18 protein-coding genes and 2 pseudogenes are annotated in these 21,084 nt (G+C 38.2%); 10 read left to right on the top strand and 10 right to left on the bottom strand.

Going from position 1 to position 21,084, the window contains the following annotated elements:
- Window positions 1-74 precede the first annotated feature (74 nt).
- The 5 genes and pseudogenes from cysS (at window position 75) to pssA (ending at window position 5,958) form a co-directional block, all read left to right on the top strand.
- The gene (gene cysS, locus ACFIME_RS00190) at window positions 75-1,583 is read left to right on the top strand and encodes a cysteine--tRNA ligase (RefSeq protein ID WP_375661824.1); all 1,509 of its coding nucleotides are present in this window, start codon (window positions 75-77) and stop codon (window positions 1,581-1,583) included.
- A 39-nt stretch (window positions 1,584-1,622) separates the two neighbouring features.
- Window positions 1,623-2,293: pseudogene (locus tag ACFIME_RS00185) on the top strand (DUF421 domain-containing protein).
- Window positions 2,294-2,410: 117 nt separating this feature from the next.
- Complete coding sequence (locus ACFIME_RS00180) at window positions 2,411-4,294, top strand: ABCB family ABC transporter ATP-binding protein/permease (RefSeq protein WP_375634144.1); 1,884 nt, start codon at window positions 2,411-2,413, stop codon at window positions 4,292-4,294.
- 117 nt (window positions 4,295-4,411) lie between these two features.
- Window positions 4,412-5,110 (top strand): phosphatidylserine decarboxylase, encoded by a 699-nt coding sequence (locus ACFIME_RS00175; RefSeq protein WP_375661826.1) that lies wholly within the window; start codon window positions 4,412-4,414, stop codon window positions 5,108-5,110.
- Window positions 5,111-5,118: 8 nt separating this feature from the next.
- The gene (gene pssA, locus ACFIME_RS00170) at window positions 5,119-5,958 is read left to right on the top strand and encodes a CDP-diacylglycerol--serine O-phosphatidyltransferase (protein WP_375661827.1); all 840 of its coding nucleotides are present in this window, start codon (window positions 5,119-5,121) and stop codon (window positions 5,956-5,958) included.
- A gap of 70 nt (window positions 5,959-6,028) precedes the next feature.
- Here the strand turns inward: pssA and ACFIME_RS00165 are convergent, their stop codons facing one another.
- From ACFIME_RS00165 to rpsF, 10 genes and pseudogenes are all read right to left on the bottom strand, one after another.
- Window positions 6,029-6,778, bottom strand: coding sequence for an SDR family NAD(P)-dependent oxidoreductase (locus ACFIME_RS00165; protein ID WP_375641507.1), 750 nt, complete (start codon window positions 6,776-6,778; stop codon window positions 6,029-6,031).
- 2 nt (window positions 6,779-6,780) lie between these two features.
- Complete coding sequence (gene purF / locus ACFIME_RS00160; protein ID WP_375661828.1) at window positions 6,781-8,274, bottom strand: amidophosphoribosyltransferase; 1,494 nt, start codon at window positions 8,272-8,274, stop codon at window positions 6,781-6,783.
- Window positions 8,275-8,356: 82 nt separating this feature from the next.
- On the bottom strand, window positions 8,357-8,932 hold the full coding sequence (locus ACFIME_RS00155) for a CvpA family protein (RefSeq protein ID WP_375634135.1): 576 nt from the start codon (window positions 8,930-8,932) through the stop codon (window positions 8,357-8,359).
- 127 nt (window positions 8,933-9,059) lie between these two features.
- The gene (gene radA, locus ACFIME_RS00150; protein WP_375612937.1) at window positions 9,060-10,436 is read right to left on the bottom strand and encodes a DNA repair protein RadA; all 1,377 of its coding nucleotides are present in this window, start codon (window positions 10,434-10,436) and stop codon (window positions 9,060-9,062) included.
- Window positions 10,437-10,442: 6 nt separating this feature from the next.
- A pseudogene (locus ACFIME_RS00145) lies at window positions 10,443-11,387 on the bottom strand (DnaB-like helicase C-terminal domain-containing protein); the annotation flags it as partial.
- A gap of 603 nt (window positions 11,388-11,990) precedes the next feature.
- On the bottom strand, window positions 11,991-13,481 hold the full coding sequence (locus ACFIME_RS00140) for a replicative DNA helicase (protein WP_375617652.1): 1,491 nt from the start codon (window positions 13,479-13,481) through the stop codon (window positions 11,991-11,993).
- 593 nt (window positions 13,482-14,074) lie between these two features.
- Complete coding sequence (rplI, locus tag ACFIME_RS00135) at window positions 14,075-14,671, bottom strand: 50S ribosomal protein L9 (RefSeq protein WP_375617653.1); 597 nt, start codon at window positions 14,669-14,671, stop codon at window positions 14,075-14,077.
- 25 nt (window positions 14,672-14,696) lie between these two features.
- The gene (locus ACFIME_RS00130; protein ID WP_375634326.1) at window positions 14,697-15,677 is read right to left on the bottom strand and encodes a hypothetical protein; all 981 of its coding nucleotides are present in this window, start codon (window positions 15,675-15,677) and stop codon (window positions 14,697-14,699) included.
- Window positions 15,678-15,826: 149 nt separating this feature from the next.
- Window positions 15,827-16,075 (bottom strand): 30S ribosomal protein S18, encoded by a 249-nt coding sequence (gene rpsR / locus ACFIME_RS00125; protein ID WP_012754957.1) that lies wholly within the window; start codon window positions 16,073-16,075, stop codon window positions 15,827-15,829.
- Entirely contained in the window at window positions 16,075-16,482 is a 408-nt protein-coding gene (gene rpsF / locus ACFIME_RS00120) for a 30S ribosomal protein S6 (protein WP_375612935.1), read from the bottom strand. Before rpsF ends, rpsR begins: the two co-directional genes overlap by 1 nt.
- Before the next feature lie 335 nt (window positions 16,483-16,817).
- On the opposite strand from rpsF, the gene ACFIME_RS00115 reads away from it, so the two are divergent.
- The 5 genes from ACFIME_RS00115 (at window position 16,818) to fabF (ending at window position 21,044) form a co-directional block, all read left to right on the top strand.
- A complete protein-coding gene (locus ACFIME_RS00115) occupies window positions 16,818-17,405 on the top strand; it encodes an undecaprenyl-diphosphatase (protein WP_375679821.1) in 588 nt (195 codons plus the stop codon).
- A gap of 77 nt (window positions 17,406-17,482) precedes the next feature.
- Window positions 17,483-18,427 (top strand): ACP S-malonyltransferase, encoded by a 945-nt coding sequence (gene fabD, locus ACFIME_RS00110; RefSeq protein WP_375612933.1) that lies wholly within the window; start codon window positions 17,483-17,485, stop codon window positions 18,425-18,427.
- A gap of 18 nt (window positions 18,428-18,445) precedes the next feature.
- Window positions 18,446-19,183 carry a 3-oxoacyl-[acyl-carrier-protein] reductase gene (gene fabG, locus ACFIME_RS00105; protein ID WP_375684332.1) on the top strand — a complete coding sequence of 246 codons (738 nt, stop codon included), beginning with the start codon at window positions 18,446-18,448 and terminating at the stop codon, window positions 19,181-19,183.
- Between the two features lie 260 nt (window positions 19,184-19,443).
- Window positions 19,444-19,680, top strand: a complete 237-nt coding sequence (locus ACFIME_RS00100; RefSeq protein WP_004860281.1) for an acyl carrier protein — start codon at window positions 19,444-19,446, stop codon at window positions 19,678-19,680.
- Between the two features lie 101 nt (window positions 19,681-19,781).
- Entirely contained in the window at window positions 19,782-21,044 is a 1,263-nt protein-coding gene (fabF, locus tag ACFIME_RS00095) for a beta-ketoacyl-ACP synthase II (RefSeq protein WP_375631722.1), read from the top strand.
- The last annotated feature ends 40 nt before the right edge of the window (window positions 21,045-21,084 follow it).

Here is a 21,084-nt window from a genome sequence, read left to right as displayed (position 1 = left end):
CCGCGTAATACAATGATTTGAGATAAGATACATCTAAAAGGATCGGTGCATAATATCGTCCATGGAGTCAATAAATGAAAGAGTTGCGATTTTATAATACGCTAACACGTAAAAAAGAAAAATTTACACCAATAGATGCGACAAGAGTACGTCTTTATGTTTGTGGACCGACAATTTATGATTATGCGCATATAGGAAATGCACGTCCTGTTATTGTTTTTGATATTTTATTTCGCTTATTGCGTCATGTTTATGGCAATGAGCATGTTCTATATGCGCGTAATATTACAGATGTCGATGATAAAATTAATGCACGAGCAGCTAGCGAATATCCAAACGTATCATTGAATGAGGCTATTCGTCACTTAACAGAACGTACATATTCTCAGTTTCAACAAGATACCATAGCACTTGGTTGTCTGTTGCCAACCAGTCAGCCACGCGCCACTGAGCATTTAGAGGAGATGCGCTCTTTAATTGAAAGGTTGCTTGAAAAGGGGCACGCTTATGAAGCGGAAAATCATATATTATTTTCTGTAAGTAGCATAAAAAATCCTCCCCATTATGGGGCATTTGCAAATCGTTCTTTAGATGAAATGAGGGCGGGGGCGCGTATCGATGTTGCTGCTTATAAAAGGGAAGAGATGGATTTTGTTTTGTGGAAGCCTTCTGTGGAAGGAGAACCAGGTTGGGAATCACCGGGCGGAATTCCTGTTTTAGGTCGTCCAGGTTGGCATATTGAATGTTCTGCAATGTCAATGGCAAAGTTATTAGCGCCCTATGGCGGTGGTTTAACCTGTGATGATCCGACCGCCAATGTTTTTGATATCCATGGTGGTGGAATTGATTTAATTTTTCCTCATCATGAAAATGAGATTGCACAAAGTTGTTCAGCTTTTGGGACGGAGCGAATGGCTAATTTTTGGATGCATAATGGTTTTTTACAAGTTGAAGGCAAAAAGATGTCGAAAAGCTTTGGCAATTTCATAACTATTCGTTCTATTTTAGAGAATAATTTGGGGGAGTTTAATGGTATTTTAACCGATGAAATGAAGCAAAATTGGGCTGGTTTGTCTGCGCGTTTTTCGATGTTGCAAACGCATTATCGTGAACCATTAAATTGGACAGCACAGCGTTTAATACAATCGAGCAGCGAACTGTATCGTTGGTATGAATGGCTTCGCAGCAAAAAGAGTGAGATGAAAAACAATGAAGCAATTGATGATACTTTGATAGATGCACTTAGTGATGATCTTAATACTCCAAAAGCACTGACTCTTTTGCGAAAATTTTATAAAGAAGGAAATGCTTTGGCTCTTCTGAATGGGATGAATTTATTAGGACTGTTAAGACAAGAATGGATTAAAGAAATAGATTGCCCATTATTTATGAGAAAAACTTTCCTTGATACAAAATTTATTGATCAGCGCATTGCCGAAAGACTAAGACTTATCCATAATAAAGAGTGGGAAGCTGCGGATACAATTCGTGATGAGCTTGCAGCTGAGGGGGTTCTTTTAAAAGACAGTAAGGATCCGCAGAGTGGTGAGCGCATAACTGTGTGGGAAATAAAACGATTTTAATTTCTCTATTCCAGCAGCTTCATAAAAAAGGAGAATATGATGGAATTTTTATATCATTATGGATATATCGCGCTTAAACTGGCTGTAGGTCTTGTTGCCTTCTTATTTATTTTAAGAACGACGGGGCGGGGGAGTCTTAGTCAGATGACACCAGTTGATTTGGTCAGTAATTTTGTCATGGGAGGTATTATTGGAGGAGTTATTTATAATCAGAATATTAGTAGCATTCAATTATTGCTTGTTTTATTCATCTGGCAAACCTTGATTACATCTTTTAATTTTATTGCACGCTATTCAGTTTTTTTTCGTCGTCTTATTGCAGGGCGGAATGTCACATTAGTTTTAGATGGAGTTTTCCAAATGGATAAGATTAAGAGCTTAGGGATCAATATTAATGATCTCATTACGATGTTACGTCTTAAAGGGTGTCACTTACATGAAGCTGCTTTTGTTCGTTTGGAAACCAATGGTGATTTCACTGTCATTAAAAAGGAAGAGGGAAAGAAATCGACGATTTTAATAGAAAATGGTGAAGTTATTGATGAGGGACTTAAAGAGATTGGTAAAACAAAAAAGTGGCTTCAGGCAGAATTGAAAAAAAACATGTAAAAGTTGAAAGTTTATTCGCAGCAGAGTGGTATGAAAATATAGATCAAAATAATAAATTATATAGTGGATTATTTCTTGTTCCTTTTTCAAAAACAGTCTAACTTCAAAAAACGGGTAGGTATAGCTTATTGGAAGCTCCGTAATGAAGAGATGAATCTATAAACAACCACAGAGGGTATTTTGCCTGTTTGTGCGGATGATAGAGAAGTAAGGACTTTATGAAACGCAATGAAATGACAAAAACTGTATCATCAGATACAGGGAGAACTCTGCACACACTTTACAATTTATGGCCCTATATGTGGCCAGTAGGTCGGCGTGATCTAAAAATGCGTGTGTTGTGGGCAATATTTTATCTTGTTTTGGCTAAGCTCGTTCTCATATCTGTACCGTATTTCTTTAAATATTCTACGAATGTGCTTGATTCAAGCTTTCAGCCACCTAAATGGTTCCCATCCAGTTGGATTATTCCCATCATGCTCGTTTTGGCATACAATGTCGCGCGTATTATGCAGGCTGGATTAAATCAATTACGCGATTCTCTGTTTGCCACTGTTGGTCAATACGCTGTTCGTCAATTAGCTTATAAAACCTTTGTACATATGCATGAGTTATCTTTGCGATTTCATTTGGAACGCCGAACAGGTGGGCTTTCTCGTGTGATTGAGCGTGGAACAAAAGGAATTGAAGCGATCGTAAGATTTTCAATTCTTAGTACAGTACCAACAGTTTTAGAATTTATATTAACGGCACTGGTATTTTACATAAGTTATGGGTGGCATTATCTTCTCATCGTTGTTGCAACAGTTGGATTATATATCGTGTTTACCATTAAGGCGAGTGATTGGCGTATTCGCATTCGGCAAAAAATGAATACAGCGGATACTGAGGCGAATACTCGCGCTGTTGATTCTCTTTTGAATTTTGAAACGGTCAAATATTTTGGTAATGAAACTCTAGAAGCCGATCGATTTGATGCTTCTATGGTAGGTTATGAAAAAGCCGCAACAAAGATTTGGACATCGTTAAGCTGGCTTAATTTTGGTCAGACTCTTATCTTTGGTATTGGAATGACGATCATGATGCTGATGTCAGCTTATGAAGTTTTTTATAAGACACAAACTTTAGGAGATTTTGTTTTTATTAATGCGCTTTTAATGCAACTTTCCATTCCACTAAATTTTATTGGTTCAATGTATCGTGATATTCGACAAGGTTTAACGGATATTGAAGCAATGTTTGATCTTTTAGATGTTCAGAAAGAGATCGTTGATAAATCGGATGCTAAACCGTTAGAGATAAGCGATGGGACCATTTGTTTTCATCAGGTAAAGTTTTCCTATGATTCGAGACGTCAGATTCTCAGAGATATTGATTTTGAAGTTCCTGGAGGAAAAACAGTCGCTATTGTCGGTCCATCGGGTGCCGGTAAATCTACTATTTCTCGGTTGCTTTTTCGGTTTTATGATGTTGATGCAGGCTCTATCACAATTGATGGGCAGGATATTCGTGACGTAACACAAAAGAGTTTGCGTGAAGCGATTGGCATGGTCCCACAAGATACGGTGTTATTTAATGATACAATTGCCTATAATATTTGCTATGGGCGTCCAAGTGCTACAGATGAAGAGATGCGCAAAGCTGCTGAAATGGCACAAATATCAAAATTTATTGAAATTTTACCGGAAGGTTTTCAGTCTATGGTAGGAGAGCGAGGTCTCAAATTATCAGGTGGTGAAAAACAACGCGTGGCTATTGCGCGGACACTTTTAAAAGCTCCTCCACTTCTTATTCTAGATGAAGCAACGGCGGCTCTTGATACGGCGACGGAACAGGAAATTCAACAAGCATTGGATATTGTAAGCCGTGGACGTACAACATTGATTATTGCTCACCGTCTTTCTACTGTTATCAATGCGGATGAAATTTTAGTTCTTAAAAGTGGTCGTATTATTGAAAATGGGACGCATACAGAGCTTTTACGCAAGAAAGGTCTTTATGCTTCAATGTGGAATAAGCAGCTTGAAGCATCGCAAGCGGAAGAAAAATTACGTAAAATGCGTGAAGAAGATGAGACGAGTGTTGTTAATCGTAAAAAATAAATAGAGCAAAATGTAATCTATATCTTTATATGGAGTGATTGATTAAATACATAAAAAGACACAAGAGGAACAAAAAGCTTTGTTGCTTGTTTAAGTTTACGATGAATAGGAAATTATATGAGTATTCTGCAATCTTTCCATAATAGCTTTGTACCGGTTCATAAAGAAGGTTATCCTTTTATTGTAGCGTTTTTTGTTATTTCGCTCATTCTTGGTTGGATATGGAGTCCGTTGTTTTGGTTTGGTCTCGTTCTCACGGTGTGGTGTGTATACTTTTTCCGTGATCCAGATCGTGTGATCCCTTTGAATTCAAATTGGGTTATGTCGCCTGCAGATGGGCGTATTTCATTTGTGGAATCATGTGTTCCACCTGAAGAATTAGGATTAGGGAAAGATGAAATGATCCGTATTTCCATTTTTATGGATGTTTTTTCATGCCATATTAATCGTATTCCTATCAGTGGTACAGTAGAGTCTATCGTTTATCATCCAGGTCGATTTACCAATGCTGACTTTGATAAAGCTAGTCAGTTTAATGAGCGTAATGGGGTGGTAATTGATAGCAAACATGGTAAAATTGGTGTCGTACAAATAGCGGGGATGGTTGCACGCCGGATTGTTTGCTGGTCAAAAGAAAACGATGCCGTTATGACTGGTGAGCGATTTGGATTGATTCGTTTTGGTTCTCGCCTTGATATTTATATACCAACTGAAATGAAAGTGCGTGTTGCAGTTGGACAGACAGCAATTGCTGGAGAAACAGTTTTGGGTTCTTTTGATGATAAGAGTGCCACAACGGACTTCAGATACGATTAGGATTCACAATGAAAAATTTTTCGCCATTTTCTTCATTCAATCCTGAGGGGCAGCATGATGAAGGTGCAAATCGGCGGCGTTCACCTACATCGATGCGGTATGTCATTCCCAATATCATTACTATTTTAGCAATTTGTGCAGGGATGAGCAGCATTCGTTTGGCTTTTGAACATCGCTATGAAGCTGCTATTTTAATGGTGCTTTTGGCCGCAGTTTTAGATGGTGCTGATGGTCGCATTGCCCGTTTAATAGATGGTAGTTCATCTTTTGGGGCACAGATGGATTCTCTTGCTGATGTTATAAATTTTGGTGTTACCCCTGCACTCATTGTTTATTCTTTTATCTTGAATCAAGCAAATCACATTGGTTGGGTTGCTGCCCTTGTTTATTGTGTTGCTTGTTGTTTGCGATTAGCACGTTTTAATGTGATGTTGGATAACCCCAATATACCTAAGTGGCAGAGAAGTTATTTTGTTGGTGTTCCAGCACCAGCAGGAGCATTATTACTTTTATTGCCTACCTATTTAGGCACTCTTGGTTTGGTCCCCAATTGGGGGTGGGCATTATTTTTTAGTCTTTATACTGTAATTATTGCTTTTCTTTTGATTAGTCGTTTACCGGTATGGAATGCAAAAACAATTGATCAAAATTTAAGGCGCGATATCGTTATACCGTGCATGTTGGTCATTGTTATTTATGTCGGTTTTCTTGCGACTTACACATGGGAAACTTTATTGATTACAGCTGTTAGCTATATGATTTTTCTCCCTTGTAGTTTTATCGCTTATAATAAACGTGCTACTTTAGAAGAGAAAAAGGCTGATGCTAAAGCTATCCAAGAATTATAAAGTGCTTCATTCTTCTGTCGAGAAGCACAGGAAAAAGAGAGAGTCGAACGATTTACTTCTCATATGATGATCAATCAGGTACGTGATAATCTACAAACCGATTTTTATGGACATTAAAGAGTTTTCCAGTTTCATTTAAATCAGGTGATAACAAATGGACTATCTTTTTTGCTACCTCTTGTGGTGAAGGGAGAGTTTGTGGATCTTCACCGGGCATAGCTTCAGCGCGCATGGCAGTGCGTGTCGCACCAGGGTTGACACAATTAATCTTAATAGGGGTTTGTTTGAGTTCTTCTGCCCAACAGCGGGCAATCACCTCTAAAGCCGCTTTAGAGGCTGCATAAGCTCCCCAGAAAGGGCGCGCAGCATGCGCAACGCTTGAGGATAACAGGATGGCTCGTCCAGCATCAGATTCACGTAATAAAGGCTCAACGGCTTTCATTAAGCGCCATTGGCTGAAAAGATTTATTTGAAAAACATCTTCAAATACCGTGTTTTCTATATGCGCTATTGGTGAGAGTGTTCCAAGAATTCCTGCGTTTGCAACGATAATATCAAGTTTTTTCCAGCGTTTGGCAATTGAGATAGCAAGGGTATCGATGTTTTCCATATGATGCAAGTCAAGGGGAACGAGGGTTGCATGAGCCCCTTTTTCTCGGATTTGATTATCTAATTCAGTAAGTCCACTGACTGTTCGTGCAAGAGCAATAATATGAGCGCCGCGTGCAGCAAGCTCGAGTGCTAAATAATAGCCAATCCCTCTTGATGCGCCAGTAACAAGTGCAACACGCCCATGGAGACTAAAGTCACGTTTTGTCATCATTAATCTCTTGTTTTAAGAACAAATGATTGATGAATTTTGGAGAGATTTTCTTGATCAACCAGATGCGTAGGATAATATCCAGTAAAATAATGGTCAGTAAATTGTGGGTCGGCGTTATTCCGTTTTTCCCCTGCTACAGCAAGATATAATCCATCCGTTGAAAGAAATTCTAATGAATCCGCTCCAATAAAATCACACATAGATTTTAAATCTGGATATTGATTTGCTAAAAGGTTTTCAGCTTTAGGTGTATCAATACCATAAAAGTCAGGATAAAAAATCATAGGGCTAGAAATGCGCATATGAACTTCTTTTGCTCCTGCATCGCGAAGCATTCGTACAATTTTAAGGGATGTTGTTCCACGTACAATAGAGTCATCAACCAGAATAACACGTTTTCCTTCAATCACAGGACGGTTTGCCGAATGTTTTAACTTGACGCCAAAAGCGCGAATTTGTTGTGTTGGTTCGATAAAAGTGCGGCCAACATAGTGATTACGAATAATACCAAGCTCGAAGGGAATTCCAATTTTTTGTGCATAGCCAATTGCAGCAGGCGTTCCTCCATCAGGAACAGGAACCACAACATCACCCTCACAAGGGGCTTCCTGTGCTAAACGGCTTCCCATATTTTTGCGTATTGTATAAACACTACGCCCTCCAACGATTGAGTCTGGGCGGGCAAAATAAACATATTCAAACAAGCAAAGTTTTTCTGGTTTTGTATTTTCTGGTTTTATAATTTTTTTCGTAATTTCCCCATTTTTTTGTATTTCACATATGATGATTTCTCCATTTTTAACATCACGGACATATTTTGCTCCAATAATATCAAGAGCACAAGTTTCAGAACAAAAGATAGGCTTACCATCAAGTTCCCCCATCACGAGAGGTCTAATTCCTGTTGGATCGCGTGCCGCAATAAGTTTTGTACGTGTGAGCGCTAACATAGCATACCCACCTTCTACTTGCCGAATCGCATCAACAAAACGATCAGAGGACGATTCATAACGTGAGCGGGCAATAAGATGGAGAAAAACTTCTGAATCCGACGTTGATTGACAGATAGCACCAGAAGCGATGAGTTCACGGCGTAATGTGAGACCATTGGTAAGATTACCATTATGCGCAATAGCAATACCTCCAACTTTCAATTCAGCAAAAAGGGGTTGAACATTGCGTAATGCCACTTCTCCAGTTGTTGAATAACGGGTATGTCCAATAGCACGATTTCCTGGTAAGCGTGCAAGTGTTGCAGGGTTTGTATAGTGATCTCCAACAAGACCTAAATGCTTTTCTTGATGAAATATTTTATTATGGTAAGAAACAATCCCAGCTGCTTCTTGCCCACGATGCTGAAGTGCGTGGAGTCCAAGAGCTGTTAATGTTGCGGCATCTTCATGCCCAAGAATACCAAAAACTCCACATTCTTCATGAAGGGTATCATCATCTAATGAAAATTCTTGACAGAAAACATCGCTTTTTATCATCATATTCTTTCAGTTGTGATATGGAGGAATCATTAATATCACATTTTACATCATTTAGTTCTCTTTCCTCATGAAAAACTATTCTCTATTTTTTGAAAATTATCTTTTCATGAGAGTGTTGCTCATACGTATGTTTATTGCTGTCTTTAAACAAATTTTCCGTCTTTTCGAGAACAGATCCAATATCTTTTGGGAGTATTTCCCAAACTTTTTGTCCCAATGAATCTAAAATAGGCCTTGTTTTTGCATTTTTTAACCAATTCGCTTGAAGCTCGGGTTTAATCAGTGCATTAAGCAGTAACATACCGATGACCATGATAAGTAAACCACGAAGTGCTCCAAAAATAAAACCAATAGTACGGTCAAGGATACCAATTCGACTATCAATAATAAAATCAGAGATCTTCATTGTAATAATTGAAGTAATAATGAGAACAATAATAAAAATTGTGACCAATGTTGTGATCAATGCAATCATTTTATTAGAGAGATATTGTTCAAAGAAAGGTAAGACAGGTTTGAATAAAAACAGTGTCGTAACAGCTGCAACTGCCCAAGAAATCAACGATAACACTTCACGTGAAAATCCTCGAAGCATAGCAAGAAAAGCGGACAACAGGATGATTACTACGACAATTCCATCAAGGATTGTTATGATCATTTGTTTGTTCCTTATACATAAAGTTATGTTCTTTTAAGTCTGTGTGCAAATATATTTTTTGTTCTTATAGCAAGGATCTTTTGTATTTTATAGAGTTTTTTCTATATTATCATATCTGTGGTGCAGATCATTTTTTACTTACGGTAAGAGTAGCAACGAGTTCGGGAAGGTCGGAGAAAGTTTTTTGTTGAAAGTTGAGCGACTTCATCATTTCGGTTGTTGTTGTGGGGTGAAAGGCTCCTTGAAAGCCGAGTTTTTTTGCTTCATTGATGCGCTGTGCTGAATGTGCAACAGCGCGGGTAGCTCCTGAAAGACTAACTTCACCAAAATATACATAATCCGTTGGCAATGCGATATTGGCAAGAGAAGATACCAAAGCAGCGGCTACAGCTAAATCAGCAGCGGGTTCTGATATGCGATATCCACCTGCTACGTTCAGATAGACATCATGCTGTCCAAAACGAATGCCACAATGGGCTTCTAAAACGGCAAGAATCATAGAAAGGCGATTTCCATCCCATCCTACAACCGCACGTCTTGGTGTCCCAAGGGAAGAAGGAGCAACAAGCGCTTGAATTTCTACGAGTATCGGGCGAGTCCCTTCCATTCCTGCAAAAACAGCAGCGCCTGGTGCTTTTTCATTACGTTCCCCTAAAAATAATTCAGATGGATTTATCACTTCGCGTAATCCTTTATCAGACATTTCAAAGACACCAATTTCATCTGTTGGTCCGAAGCGATTTTTTACAGTTCTAAGAATGCGATAATGATGTCCTCCTTCACCCTCAAAATAGAGAACGCCATCAACCATATGTTCAACGACTCGAGGACCAGCAATTTGTCCATCTTTTGTAACATGCCCAACAAGAACAACGGCGGCTCCTGTTTTCTTGGCAAAGCGGATCATTGCCTGAGCACCGATACGTACTTGTGTGACAGTGCCAGGTGCTGAATCTGCTGTATCTGACCATAGGGTTTGAATCGAATCGATAATCACCATATCAAGGTTTTTATGTTCGCTTAAGGTTGCCAGAATATCTTCAACATTGGTTTCAGCAGCAAGTTTCACTTCTGTATTGTTAGCTTCAAGCCTTTGTGCGCGCAGACAAATTTGCGCAATAGCCTCTTCACCTGAAACATAGATGACATTATATCCTTTACGTGATAAAGCAGCGGCTGTTTGTGTCAGCAATGTTGATTTACCAATACCCGGATCACCTCCAACAAGGAGTGCTGATCCACGGACAAAGCCCCCACCGGTAACACGATCAAGTTCAGCAATGCCAGAATGAATACGTGGAGCATCTTCGATATTTCCAGAAAGAGATGTGAGTGTGACAATGCGTCCTTTACGAGCATTCTGCTTAGGACCACTTCCTATACCGCTATTTATAGTTTCTTCGATAAGGGAATTCCATTCCCCACAAGCGCTACATTTTCCTGCCCAACGAGAATGGATGGTTCCGCAATTTTGACAGATAAATTGAATACGATTACGCGCCATGTCGATTTAACCAATTTGCTCTGGAAGATAATCATTATCTTCCAGGTCACTGAATCGTGTGAAAGAAGACTGAAAGGCAAGTGGCACGATTCCTGTCGGTCCATGACGTTGTTTTGCAACAATAACATCAGCTTTTCCAAAAACTTTGTCCATTGTCTCTATCCATTTCATATGTTCAAGGCTACCGAACTTTGGTTCTTCATTTTTGAGGTAATATTCTTCACGATAGACAAATAAAACGATGTCGGCATCTTGCTCAATAGAACCAAATCCACCTAAATCTGAAAGTTTTGGGCGTTTATCTGTTCTGTTTTCAACTTGATGTGAAAGTTGTGAAAGAGCAATAATAGGGATATTTAATTCTTTCGCTAAAGCTTTTAATTCTGCAGTGATTTCTTGAATACGATATTCAGATGTGTATTTTAAATCACTTGTCATGAGTTGGATATAATCAATAATTAAGACATCCAAACCATGTTTTTGCTTGAGACGCCGAGCACGGGCAGCCAGTTGTGAAACTGATATTCCTCCAGTTTGATCAATATAAAGGGGTGCCTTTTGGAGCTGATTTACCGTACGAATAATTTTTGAAAATTGTTCATCTGAAATATGACCACGTCGAATATCAGAAGAAGAGACTTCCGTTTGTTCAGAAATAATACGTGTTGCAAGCTGCTCTGAGGACATTTCAAGTGAGAAGAACCCTACAACGCCGCCTTCATTTTCTTGGATATTACCATTATGATTATAAGCATTGGCAATATTAAAGGCAATATTGGTAGCAAGTGAAGTTTTCCCCATACCAGGGCGTCCCGCAAGGATAATTAAGTCGGATGGTTGTAATCCTCCCATTTTTTCATCAAGTGTTTGAATATGAGTCGCTATCCCTGATATTTGCGAAGAGCGCTTTTTTGCAGCACTTGCTATATCAACAACTCTTTTTATAGCTTCATCAAGACTGTCAAATCTACTATCGCAGTCTTCTTTTTTTTCTAGCATAATTATACACTTTCCTTTTGTTAGATATCAGTTTTTATGCAATTTTATATCAAGAATATTTTGCATGTTGTAGAATTTTCTCTGTGCTGTAGTATTTAAAACACTGCTTGTTTTTTATATTGCGGTAATTAGGGTAATTTTTCAGATAGATTAGAAAATATTTTTGTTAAAAGGTTAGAGGTTGTCCTATAAAGAGGAAAGTTTCTGATATTCTACATAATAGTCAGCCTTGCACAACAGCAGCAATTATTTTTGAATTTAAAAACAAGAAAATGAGTGTCTTGTGAGAAGGAGTTTTCTAAAAGAAGGAACAATATAGAAAGATTTAGATTAGCTATGGATTTTAATATATGTACCCCACTTACAACATTAAGAGATGTGTTATCATTTCATGCAAGAAGAATGTTATTAAATAGCAAATAACGGCGGCTAGAATCATTGAAAAATGATTCTTTGTAAGAAATTTCATTCTTGATAAGAACTACATTTTTTAATGAGAAGAATGGTTTCACAATTTTGACAGATAAATTGAATACGATTACGCATCATGTTGATTTAACCAATTTGCTCTGGAAGATAATTACTATCGGCCAGATCACTAAAGCGTGTGAAGTCAGATTGAAAGGCAAGGGGAACGATTCCTGTCGGACCATGGCGCTGTTTTGCAATAATAACATCAGCTTTTCCAAAAGCTTTGTCCATTATTTCTAGCCATTTTTGATGTTCCAAAGTGTTTAGTTTTGGTTCTTCATTTTTGAGATAATATTCTTCGCGATAGACAAACAGAACGATATCGGCATCTTGCTCAATTGAACCAGATTCACGTAAATCTGAGAGCTGTGGACGTTTATCTGTTCTATTTTCTACTTGACGTGAAAGTTGAGAGAGAGCGATAATAGGAATATTTAATTCTTTCGCTAATGCTTTTAATCCTGTGGTAATTTCTGTGATCTCTTGAACACGATTTTCTGATGAACGCTTTGAACTGCTTGTCATGAGTTGGATATAGTCAATAAACAAGATATCTAAACCATGTTGCCGCTTGAGACGCCGCGCACGAGCCGCTAATTGCGTAATTGATATTCCCCCAGTTTGATCAATATAAAGGGGTGCCTTTTGTAGTTGGTTCACCGCACGAATAATTTTTGAAAATTGTTCATCTGAAATATTACCACGCCGAATATCAGAAGAAGAGACTTCTGTTTGTTCAGAAATAATACGGGTTGCAAGCTGTTCGGATGACATCTCAAGTGAGAAGAATCCCACAATGCCGCCTTCATTTTCTTGGATATTGGCATTACGATTATAAGCATTAGCAATATTAAAGGCAATATTGGTAGCCAGTGAGGTTTTACCCATACCAGGGCGGCCCGCAAGGATAATTAAGTCAGATGCTTGTAATCCTCCCATTTTTTCATCAAGTGTTTTAATATGGGTGGCTATCCCTGATAATTGTGAAGAGCGCTTTTTCGCAGCACTTGCCATATCGATAGCTTTTTTAATAGCCTCATTAAAATTTTCAAATCCACCTCCATATTTCCCTTTTTCTGCTAGCTCAAATAACTGATTTTCAACAGTTTCAATTTGTTGGGTAGGCGTGAGTTCTACAGGAGCATCAAAGGCTGTATTGACAACTTGAGTTCCAAGGTTAATCAAAGACCGTCGGATAAAAAGATCGTAAATGACGCGTCCATAATCTTCAGCGTTAATAATAGTAACTGCCTCTGTGGCTAAGCGAACAACATATTGGTATACAGTAATATCTCCAATTTTTTCTTCCATTTGGATATAGGGCTTGATTGTAACTGGATCTACACGTTTTCCTGTTTTAATAAGGTGAGATAAAACATGATAAATTTTTTGATGCAATGGTTCAAAAAAATGTTCTGGTTTTAGAAAATCTGAAACGCGGTCAAGAGAATCATTGTTGATAAAGATGGCACCAAGCAATGCCTGTTCAGCTTCAATATTATGCGGAAGTTGCCGAAAAGAAGGAGAATCCTCTTTCTTTGAAGAGCTGACATTAACAACGTTAGTTTCTTCCATAATATTTTTCCACTAAAATTCTAAGTCTAGCTACTTTAGGCGATAAATTGAAAATCGTATAATTAAAAGAATAGAGCGACAAACCTTCATTTTAAGTTAAAATTATATAATTTTTTAAAACTCTCTTTTCGTTTCTCATTTATCATTTGTGTATTATTTATATAACGTCTATCTATTCTATTTTATAATATGTGATTTTAAAGTGGAAGTTTTGCTACTCTAAATTTAAGTATTTTTAAGTTACTTAACCTTAAAATTCCAATATCTGTGTAAGTAGAATTATTTTTTTATAACTGAAATTATTTCAGATCATGTGAGGATGTAATCAACTTAACACTCATACAAACTTTAGCCTTAAGGGTAGAACTTTAAATTATTTTTGCTTTATATGCTTGAAAACAAAAGAAATTTCCTCTTAGTGATATTATCATTCTCGGCATGTAATGCCTTTAAATAGTATACTTCTAATTCTTTCATAAAAATAAGGTTCTTTATGTACGATAGCCATAAAATACTCACTTTTAAAGTGTGAGTATTTTATGAGCGATATTTATAATGGAATAAAAAATATAAAACAGAAAGAAAAATAGCAATTAAGCTTCTTGATGAGAACTGTTTATATCGTTGTCATTAATTTCTTCTGCCAATAATTCTTCCTGACTTTCTTCTAATAATTCTTCTTGAATATTATATATTTCTTTAGCCGAAGTGAGAGTTTCACCTTCTGCTTGGCGTTGTGCTTCACTGGTAGAACGCGCAACGTTAATAATCACAGAAATTTGAACCTCTGGATGTAAACTAAGAGTGATAGTGTGAAGACCGATCATTTTTATTGGATGATTAAGTTCGATTTGATTTCTTCCAATAGAAAAGCCTTCATCTGTTATGATTTCAGCAATATCACGTGTTGACACAGAACCATAAAGTTGTCCCGTTTCACCAGCAGAACGAACAACAATGAATGATTGTCCATCAAGTTTTTCAGAAATTTTTTGCGCTTCGCTTTTGCGTTCAAGATTACGTGCTTCAAGTTGTGCACGTTGTACCTCAAAATGTTTTTTATTAGCTTCATTTGCGCGTAAAGCTTTACCTTGAGGCAAGAGAAAATTACGCGCATAACCATCTTTAACTGAGACAATATCACCCATCTGACCAAGACGAGGAATGCGCTCAAGTAAAATAATATCCATAGTTTTTCCTTTCGAACAAATAAATTTAGTGGAGTTTTTTGCGTGATTGAAAATTGTATTGAATAGCAGCCCAAATTCCCATCAAAAGTACCATGAAAACAATAGGTGGAGCAAAAACGACTGTAAAAATAGCAATATAAACAAGAGAAAGTATAATAATTCGACCGTTTACCCCTTTTGTAATATTGTGAAGATATGCTAGACCGCTAATTAATATGATGACAATGTATGCAGTACTAAAGACAAGGGTACTCAAGTTAAGAGAAGCGCTCAGCTCAACCATCGATGTTATGCAAACAATAATGAAAATAATAATTCCAGAAATTGGAAGGCGGAGAGTTTGGCTCCAATCATCACGGGGTCTTTTCAGCCATTTCATATGTTGTGCTGCTATAATGGAAAAGTAAAGGTTACCAATGAGAAAAACCAAACTATAAATAGTCAAAGAAAAAGCAGTAAAAGTTGCTGTATGCGTCATTAAAAGCTCACTAAAAGCGCGTATATAGGCTTCTTTTATTGACTGTGTTTGTTGCAGAGTTTGTGCTATGTTTTCGGTGATTTTTTTTGCAACGATGGGTGTGGAAGGACGTGTTTGAACATAGAGCCCAATGAAAGTTGCTATAAGAGCGATAAAATTAGTTAAATGAAAAATAACCGATGATAATGGATACCATATCAGTTCATTTTCTTTTTGCGCTGGTCGTGCAAGCCCAAGAAGCCAAGAAGCATAGACAGCAGGAAGGAAAAATAAGACCATAAAGCCAAGAGCAATATAGGTATTAGTGGTTATGATAAGAACAACAGTAGCACTTATGAGGGCGATGAGACTGGCTAATGTTCCTTGACCGAACGCAACAATAAAAATTGGTAATGAAAGAAAGCAGCCAAGAAGAAGAGAAAAAAAGGGCACGATATTTGCAACACTGATGATTGCCAGCCCTATCACAACAGCAAATAATCCTGCTAAAATACCGGTTAATATCTCATAAGTACGATTTTTTTTCATTTATTGCTGTCCTGCTTTCTGCAGTTAGAGGCGTGTCAATACCCCAACTTTGACATTTAATAGCTTAACATAGGATACAACAAGCTATTTTTTAACCATATAAGAAAAGCAACTGGAGAAACTCTCCAGTTGCATAGCATATTGATTGCTTACTTTATAACGTACGGAAGTAAGCCTAAAAAGCGAGCACGTTTGATAGCATTAGCTAATTCACGCTGTTTTTTCTGACTAACAGCAGTAATCCGTGAAGGAACAATTTTCCCACGTTCGGAAATATAACGTTGTAACAACTTGATGTCTTTATAATCAATTTTGGGAGCATTGGTCCCTGAAAAAGGACATGTTTTACGACGACGATGAAAGGGGCGACGTGCAGAGTTTTGATTAGTATCAGTCATCATTCTACCCCTTCTATAGTATTTTCACGTTGACGACGTGGAAAACGAGGACGCTCTTCATCATGTCCAATGTGACTATTGCGATCAAGGTGTGAGAGCATAGCAGATTTTTCTTTTTCGTGTTTTTCTACGCGAATGGTCATATAACGCAAAATATCTTCATTGATGCGCATCTGACGCTCCACTTCAGCAATTGCTGAAGCTGGTGCATCAATATTGACTAAGACATAATAAGCTTTACGGTTTTTACGAATACGGTAAGCAAGAGGACGAAGTCCCCAATTTTCTATACGCCCAACTTTTCCACCATGCGCTTCAATGACACCTTTGTAGAGACTCAAAAGTTCATCAACTTGCTGCGGAGCAATGTCTTGTCGGGCAAGGAACATATGTTCATAAAGAGCCATTGTTTTGCCTTTCTTCAATTAAATTTCACCGGTTTTAGCGCAAAGCCTCTGCGACTTGTCTTTTTTGGAAATCCAAAGAAGAAAGGACGCGTTTACAATTCGAGACATCTCAGAGCGGAGATACGGGAGGCCGGAAACATTGTATTTCCTACTGATATTTTACAGCCCTCCGTTCAACCTCCAGCTAAAGTGCCGGCAACGAATATTTCATATCTACAGGTTATCTTTTAAAATAGCAAGTTTATGCACACAAAAAAATTGATTTGTTAAATCTTGATATATTTCCTTCTTCTACAAAAAGATAATACTGTAATATAAAGGCAAAGGAGGGAAAAATGGACTTTTTAAACCAGATTGATGTTACACTCTTTGAAATGTTTGTCGGCAATCATCAAGCTTGGTCGATTGTAGTTTTGTTTAGTATTTTTTGTGCAAAGTTTTTAATTTATATTATTCCTCTCCATCTTTGTGCGTTGTGGTTTTGTGGTGGGGAGAGGGAACGGTGTGTTGTGCTAAGCATTTGCATGAGTATTTGTGCATCTCTTTTCATAGGTTATCTCATTTCTCTTTTTTATTTTCATCCTCGCCCATTCGTGGTAGGGCTGACGACACCGCTTATTCAACATCGTGCAACAGCTTCTTTTCCTAGTAATCATGCCTTGACCATTGCATCTTATGCAGCTAACTTTTATTTTTACCGATACAAAGTTACTTTTAAATTTGCCACCGTGTTTTTGTGCTTGATCTGTTGGGCGCGCATCTTTGTGGGTGTACATTATCCCTTTGATATTTTAGCAGGTGCACTTTTAGGAAGTCTCATAAGTTTGGGTGTTATTCAGTTTATAGCACCCTATTTTCCTAAGTTTTTATATCAAATTCCGCCCTTAAAATATAATTTTAAGTGTGGTATTCGTTTTAAATAAAGGGCTTTATATTGATTTGTGCGGATGAATAAGGTCAAAAGAAAATAATTTAATTGTACAGTTTTAGGAGTTGATAAATGGGTGCAGCTTTTATTTTTCCAGGGCAGGGGAGTCAACTTGTTGGTATGGGGAAAGCGCTTGCAGAGCAATTTATTGTCGCAAGGATGGTTTTCGAGGAAGTTGATGATGCTTTGGGTGAGAAATTATCAAAGATCATTTTTGAAGGACCAGCAGATGTTTTAACGTTAACAGCAAATGCACAACCGGCATTAATGGCTGTATCTATGGCTGTCATTCGTGTGATGAAACAATTAGGGCTTCGTATAGAAGAAAAGGTAAGGTTTGTTGCTGGTCATTCTTTAGGCGAATATTCGGCTCTTTGTGCTGCTGGTACATTTACTCTCACAGATACGGCAAGACTTTTGCGTATTCGTGGCAATGCTATGCAGGCTGCTGTCGCGGTTGGTGAAGGTTCTATGGCTGCATTAATTGGTTTAGAAGAGCACATTGTGGAAGAAATTTGTGAAACTGTTTCTGGAGAAGGACTATGTCAGATTGCTAATGATAATGGTGGTGGGCAAATTGTTATTTCCGGTAAAGCAAAAGCAGTTGAGGCAGCGGTAGAGATTGCATCAACAAAAGGTGCAAAACGTGCACTTCTTCTTCCTGTTTCTGCACCTTTTCATTCATCTTTAATGCAACCTGCTGCTGATGCCATGAAGAAAGCACTTTTGACTGTTAACAAAATGTCCCCTATTGTTCCTTTGATTGCCAATGTTTCTGTTGCACCTGAGAGCAATCCAGAGCGTATTACTACTCTTCTTGTCCAACAAGTGACTGGGAGGGTGCGATGGCGTGAAACAATAGAATGGATCGCTGCTAATGGAGTTGATACGCTTTTTGAAGTTGGTTCTGGAAAAGTATTAACAGGTTTAACGCGTCGTATTAACAAAGATATAAAGGGGGTAACCATTGGAACAGTTGATGAAATAGAATCAGCGCTAGGTATGCTTGGCGTTTAATCTATAAGGAGTTAAAAGATGTTTAGATTAACAGGACGTAAAGCTCTTGTAACGGGGGCTTCGGGAGGAATTGGTGAGGCAATTGCACGCTGCTTTCATGCACAAGGAGCTATTGTTGGACTTCATGGAACACGCGAAGAAAAGCTCAGAGAAGTGGCGGCAGAATTAGGGCAGAATGTTTTTGTATTTCCCGCTAATCTTTCTGAACGCCAATCGATTAAACAATTGGCTGAAGTTGCAGAAAGAGAAATGGATGGCGTCGATATTTTGGTTAACAATGCGGGAAGCACTAGGGATGGTCTTTTTGTGCGTATGCAAGATAAAGACTGGGATGATGTTTTAGAAGTTAATCTAACAGCTGCTTCTCTTTTGACGCGTGAATTAATACATTCTATGATGCGCCGCCGTTATGGAAGGATTATTAACATTACATCTGTTGTTGGTGTTGTGGGAAATCCTGGACAAACGAATTATTGTGCTGCAAAAGCAGGCTTGATAGGTTTTTCTAAAGCATTGGCACAAGAAATTGCTTCGCGAAATATCACTGTCAATTGTATTGCTCCAGGATTTATTAAATCTGCAATGACAGACAAGCTTAATGAAAAGCAAAAAGAAGCCATTATGGCTGCGATTCCAATGAAGCGTATGGGAAGTGGGCAAGAAATAGCCACTGCTGCTGTTTATTTAGCAAGCGATGAAGCAGCCTATACGACAGGTCAAACACTCCATATCAATGGTGGAATGGCAATGATATGAGTATTTATTTTATTCCACATTGATTTATGAGTTGTATTATTTTAGATAGTAACGATTGAAATGGATAGATGCATCTATTTCTTTAATATGGTCGTTAATCAATTGATGTCGGAATGTCAGATTGGTTCATTTTGTAGGGGATATCCACAGGATGTTTTAAATCATTACTAAAATCTTTTAAAGTAATGCATCTATTGCTTGATTAGATGAACCGATATAGTTAACCAAATTATAGGAAATATAAATTCGAGGATTTCAACATGAGTGATACAGTAGAGCGCGTTAAAAAAATTATCGTGGAACATCTTGGGGTTAATGCTGATAAAGTTGTAGAAAATGCAAGCTTTATCGATGATCTAGGGGCTGATAGCCTTGATACGGTTGAACTCGTTATGGCTTTTGAAGAAGAGTTTGGGGTAGAAATTCCAGATGAAGCTGCTGAAACGATTTTTACAGTTGGCGATGCAGTCAAGTTCATTGATAAAGCTTCTGCGTGATTACTAAAGGGCAAAGGCATAAATTGCTTTTGCCTATATTCTTCGGAGCTCTTTTGAAAAGAGAGCTTTGAGAGGTGAAGTTTAGTTCAAGGTTAGAAGTTATGAGACGTGTTGTTGTTACTGGTTTAGGATTGGTATCTCCATTAGCTGGTAATATTGAATATAGTTGGAAACGACTTCTTGAAGGAAGAAGTGGTGTCCGACGTATCACTGAGTTTGATGTGTCAGATTTGCCATGCCAGATTGCTGCGCGTATCCCCTTAGGGGATGGAACAGAGGGGACCTATAATGCTGATTTGTATATGGAACCTAAGGAGCAACGTAAAGTTGATGCATTTATTGTTTATGCAATGGCTGCTGCTAACCAAGCGCTTGCAGATGCCGAATGGTTTCCTAAGAGTGATGAAGATCAGATTTGTACAGGTGTGTTAATTGGTTCGGGAATTGGGGGAGTTGAGGGTATTGTTGAAGCTGGTTATACGCTTCGTGATAAGGGCCCACGTCGTGTTTCTCCCTTTTTTATTCCAGGTCGTTTGATTAATCTTGCTTCTGGTTATGTGTCTATTCAATATGGTTTACGGGGGCCTAATCATTCTGTTGTAACAGCTTGTTCAACAGGGGCGCATGCGATTGGTGATGCGGCACGTTTGATTATGTTTGGTGATGCAGATGTCATGGTGGCAGGGGGGACTGAATCTCCGATAAATCGGATATCTCTTGCAGGTTTTGCAGCTTGTAGAGCTCTTTCTACTTGTCGCAATGATGATCCTGAACGGGCGTCACGTCCTTATGATACTGATCGTGATGGTTTTGTGATGGGGGAAGGAGCAGCTGTTGTTGTTTTAGAAGAGCTGGAACATGCCAAAAAACGAGGGGCGCGTATTTATGCTGAGGTTATTGGCTATGGTTTATCTGGTGACGCTTACCACATTACAGCACCTTCAGAAAGTGGTGAAGGGGCTCAGCGTAGTATGATAGCTGCTCTTAAGCGTGCACAAGTGAATGTGAGTGAACTTGATTATATTAATGCTCATGGTACATCTACGATGGCTGATTCCATAGAGCTAGCGGCTGTTGAGCGTGTTTTAGGGAGTTATGCACCACAAGTTTCTATGTCATCAACGAAATCATCTATCGGGCATTTACTTGGTGCAGCCGGTGCTGCTGAGGCTATTTTTTCTATTTTAGCTATACGGGATAATATAGCCCCAGCGACACTTAATCTTGACAATCCATCGATTGAAACAAAAATCGATCTTGTACCACACAAACCGCGTGAACGAAAGATTGATACGATTCTTTCTAATTCTTTTGGATTTGGTGGGACAAATGCATCGTTGGTGATGCGACGTTTTAGGGGATAATAAGTATTTTTATTTAATTTCTGCTTTTGAGTTTTCTACT

Source organism: Bartonella sp. AP1QHHD (assembly GCF_042196265.1).
Taxonomy (GTDB): domain Bacteria; phylum Pseudomonadota; class Alphaproteobacteria; order Rhizobiales; family Rhizobiaceae; genus Bartonella.
The sequence above is the reverse complement of the archived record's forward strand: the minus strand, read 5'-3'. Positions and strand labels throughout refer to the sequence as shown.

Coding starts and splice junctions, on each gene's coding strand:
- cysS (WP_375661824.1), top strand. CDS start 75: ATGAAAGAGTTGCGATTTTATAATACGCTAACACGTAAAAAAGAAAAA.
- ACFIME_RS00180 (WP_375634144.1), top strand. CDS start 2,411: ATGAAACGCAATGAAATGACAAAAACTGTATCATCAGATACAGGGAGA.
- ACFIME_RS00175 (WP_375661826.1), top strand. CDS start 4,412: ATGAGTATTCTGCAATCTTTCCATAATAGCTTTGTACCGGTTCATAAA.
- pssA (WP_375661827.1), top strand. CDS start 5,119: ATGAAAAATTTTTCGCCATTTTCTTCATTCAATCCTGAGGGGCAGCAT.
- ACFIME_RS00165 (WP_375641507.1), bottom strand. CDS start 6,778: ATGACAAAACGTGACTTTAGTCTCCATGGGCGTGTTGCACTTGTTACT.
- purF (WP_375661828.1), bottom strand. CDS start 8,274: ATGATGATAAAAAGCGATGTTTTCTGTCAAGAATTTTCATTAGATGAT.
- ACFIME_RS00155 (WP_375634135.1), bottom strand. CDS start 8,932: ATGATCATAACAATCCTTGATGGAATTGTCGTAGTAATCATCCTGTTG.
- radA (WP_375612937.1), bottom strand. CDS start 10,436: ATGGCGCGTAATCGTATTCAATTTATCTGTCAAAATTGCGGAACCATC.
- ACFIME_RS00140 (WP_375617652.1), bottom strand. CDS start 13,481: ATGGAAGAAACTAACGTTGTTAATGTCAGCTCTTCAAAGAAAGAGGAT.
- rplI (WP_375617653.1), bottom strand. CDS start 14,671: ATGGATATTATTTTACTTGAGCGCATTCCTCGTCTTGGTCAGATGGGT.
- ACFIME_RS00130 (WP_375634326.1), bottom strand. CDS start 15,677: ATGAAAAAAAATCGTACTTATGAGATATTAACCGGTATTTTAGCAGGA.
- rpsR (WP_012754957.1), bottom strand. CDS start 16,075: ATGACTGATACTAATCAAAACTCTGCACGTCGCCCCTTTCATCGTCGT.
- rpsF (WP_375612935.1), bottom strand. CDS start 16,482: ATGGCTCTTTATGAACATATGTTCCTTGCCCGACAAGACATTGCTCCG.
- ACFIME_RS00115 (WP_375679821.1), top strand. CDS start 16,818: ATGGACTTTTTAAACCAGATTGATGTTACACTCTTTGAAATGTTTGTC.
- fabD (WP_375612933.1), top strand. CDS start 17,483: ATGGGTGCAGCTTTTATTTTTCCAGGGCAGGGGAGTCAACTTGTTGGT.
- fabG (WP_375684332.1), top strand. CDS start 18,446: ATGTTTAGATTAACAGGACGTAAAGCTCTTGTAACGGGGGCTTCGGGA.
- ACFIME_RS00100 (WP_004860281.1), top strand. CDS start 19,444: ATGAGTGATACAGTAGAGCGCGTTAAAAAAATTATCGTGGAACATCTT.
- fabF (WP_375631722.1), top strand. CDS start 19,782: ATGAGACGTGTTGTTGTTACTGGTTTAGGATTGGTATCTCCATTAGCT.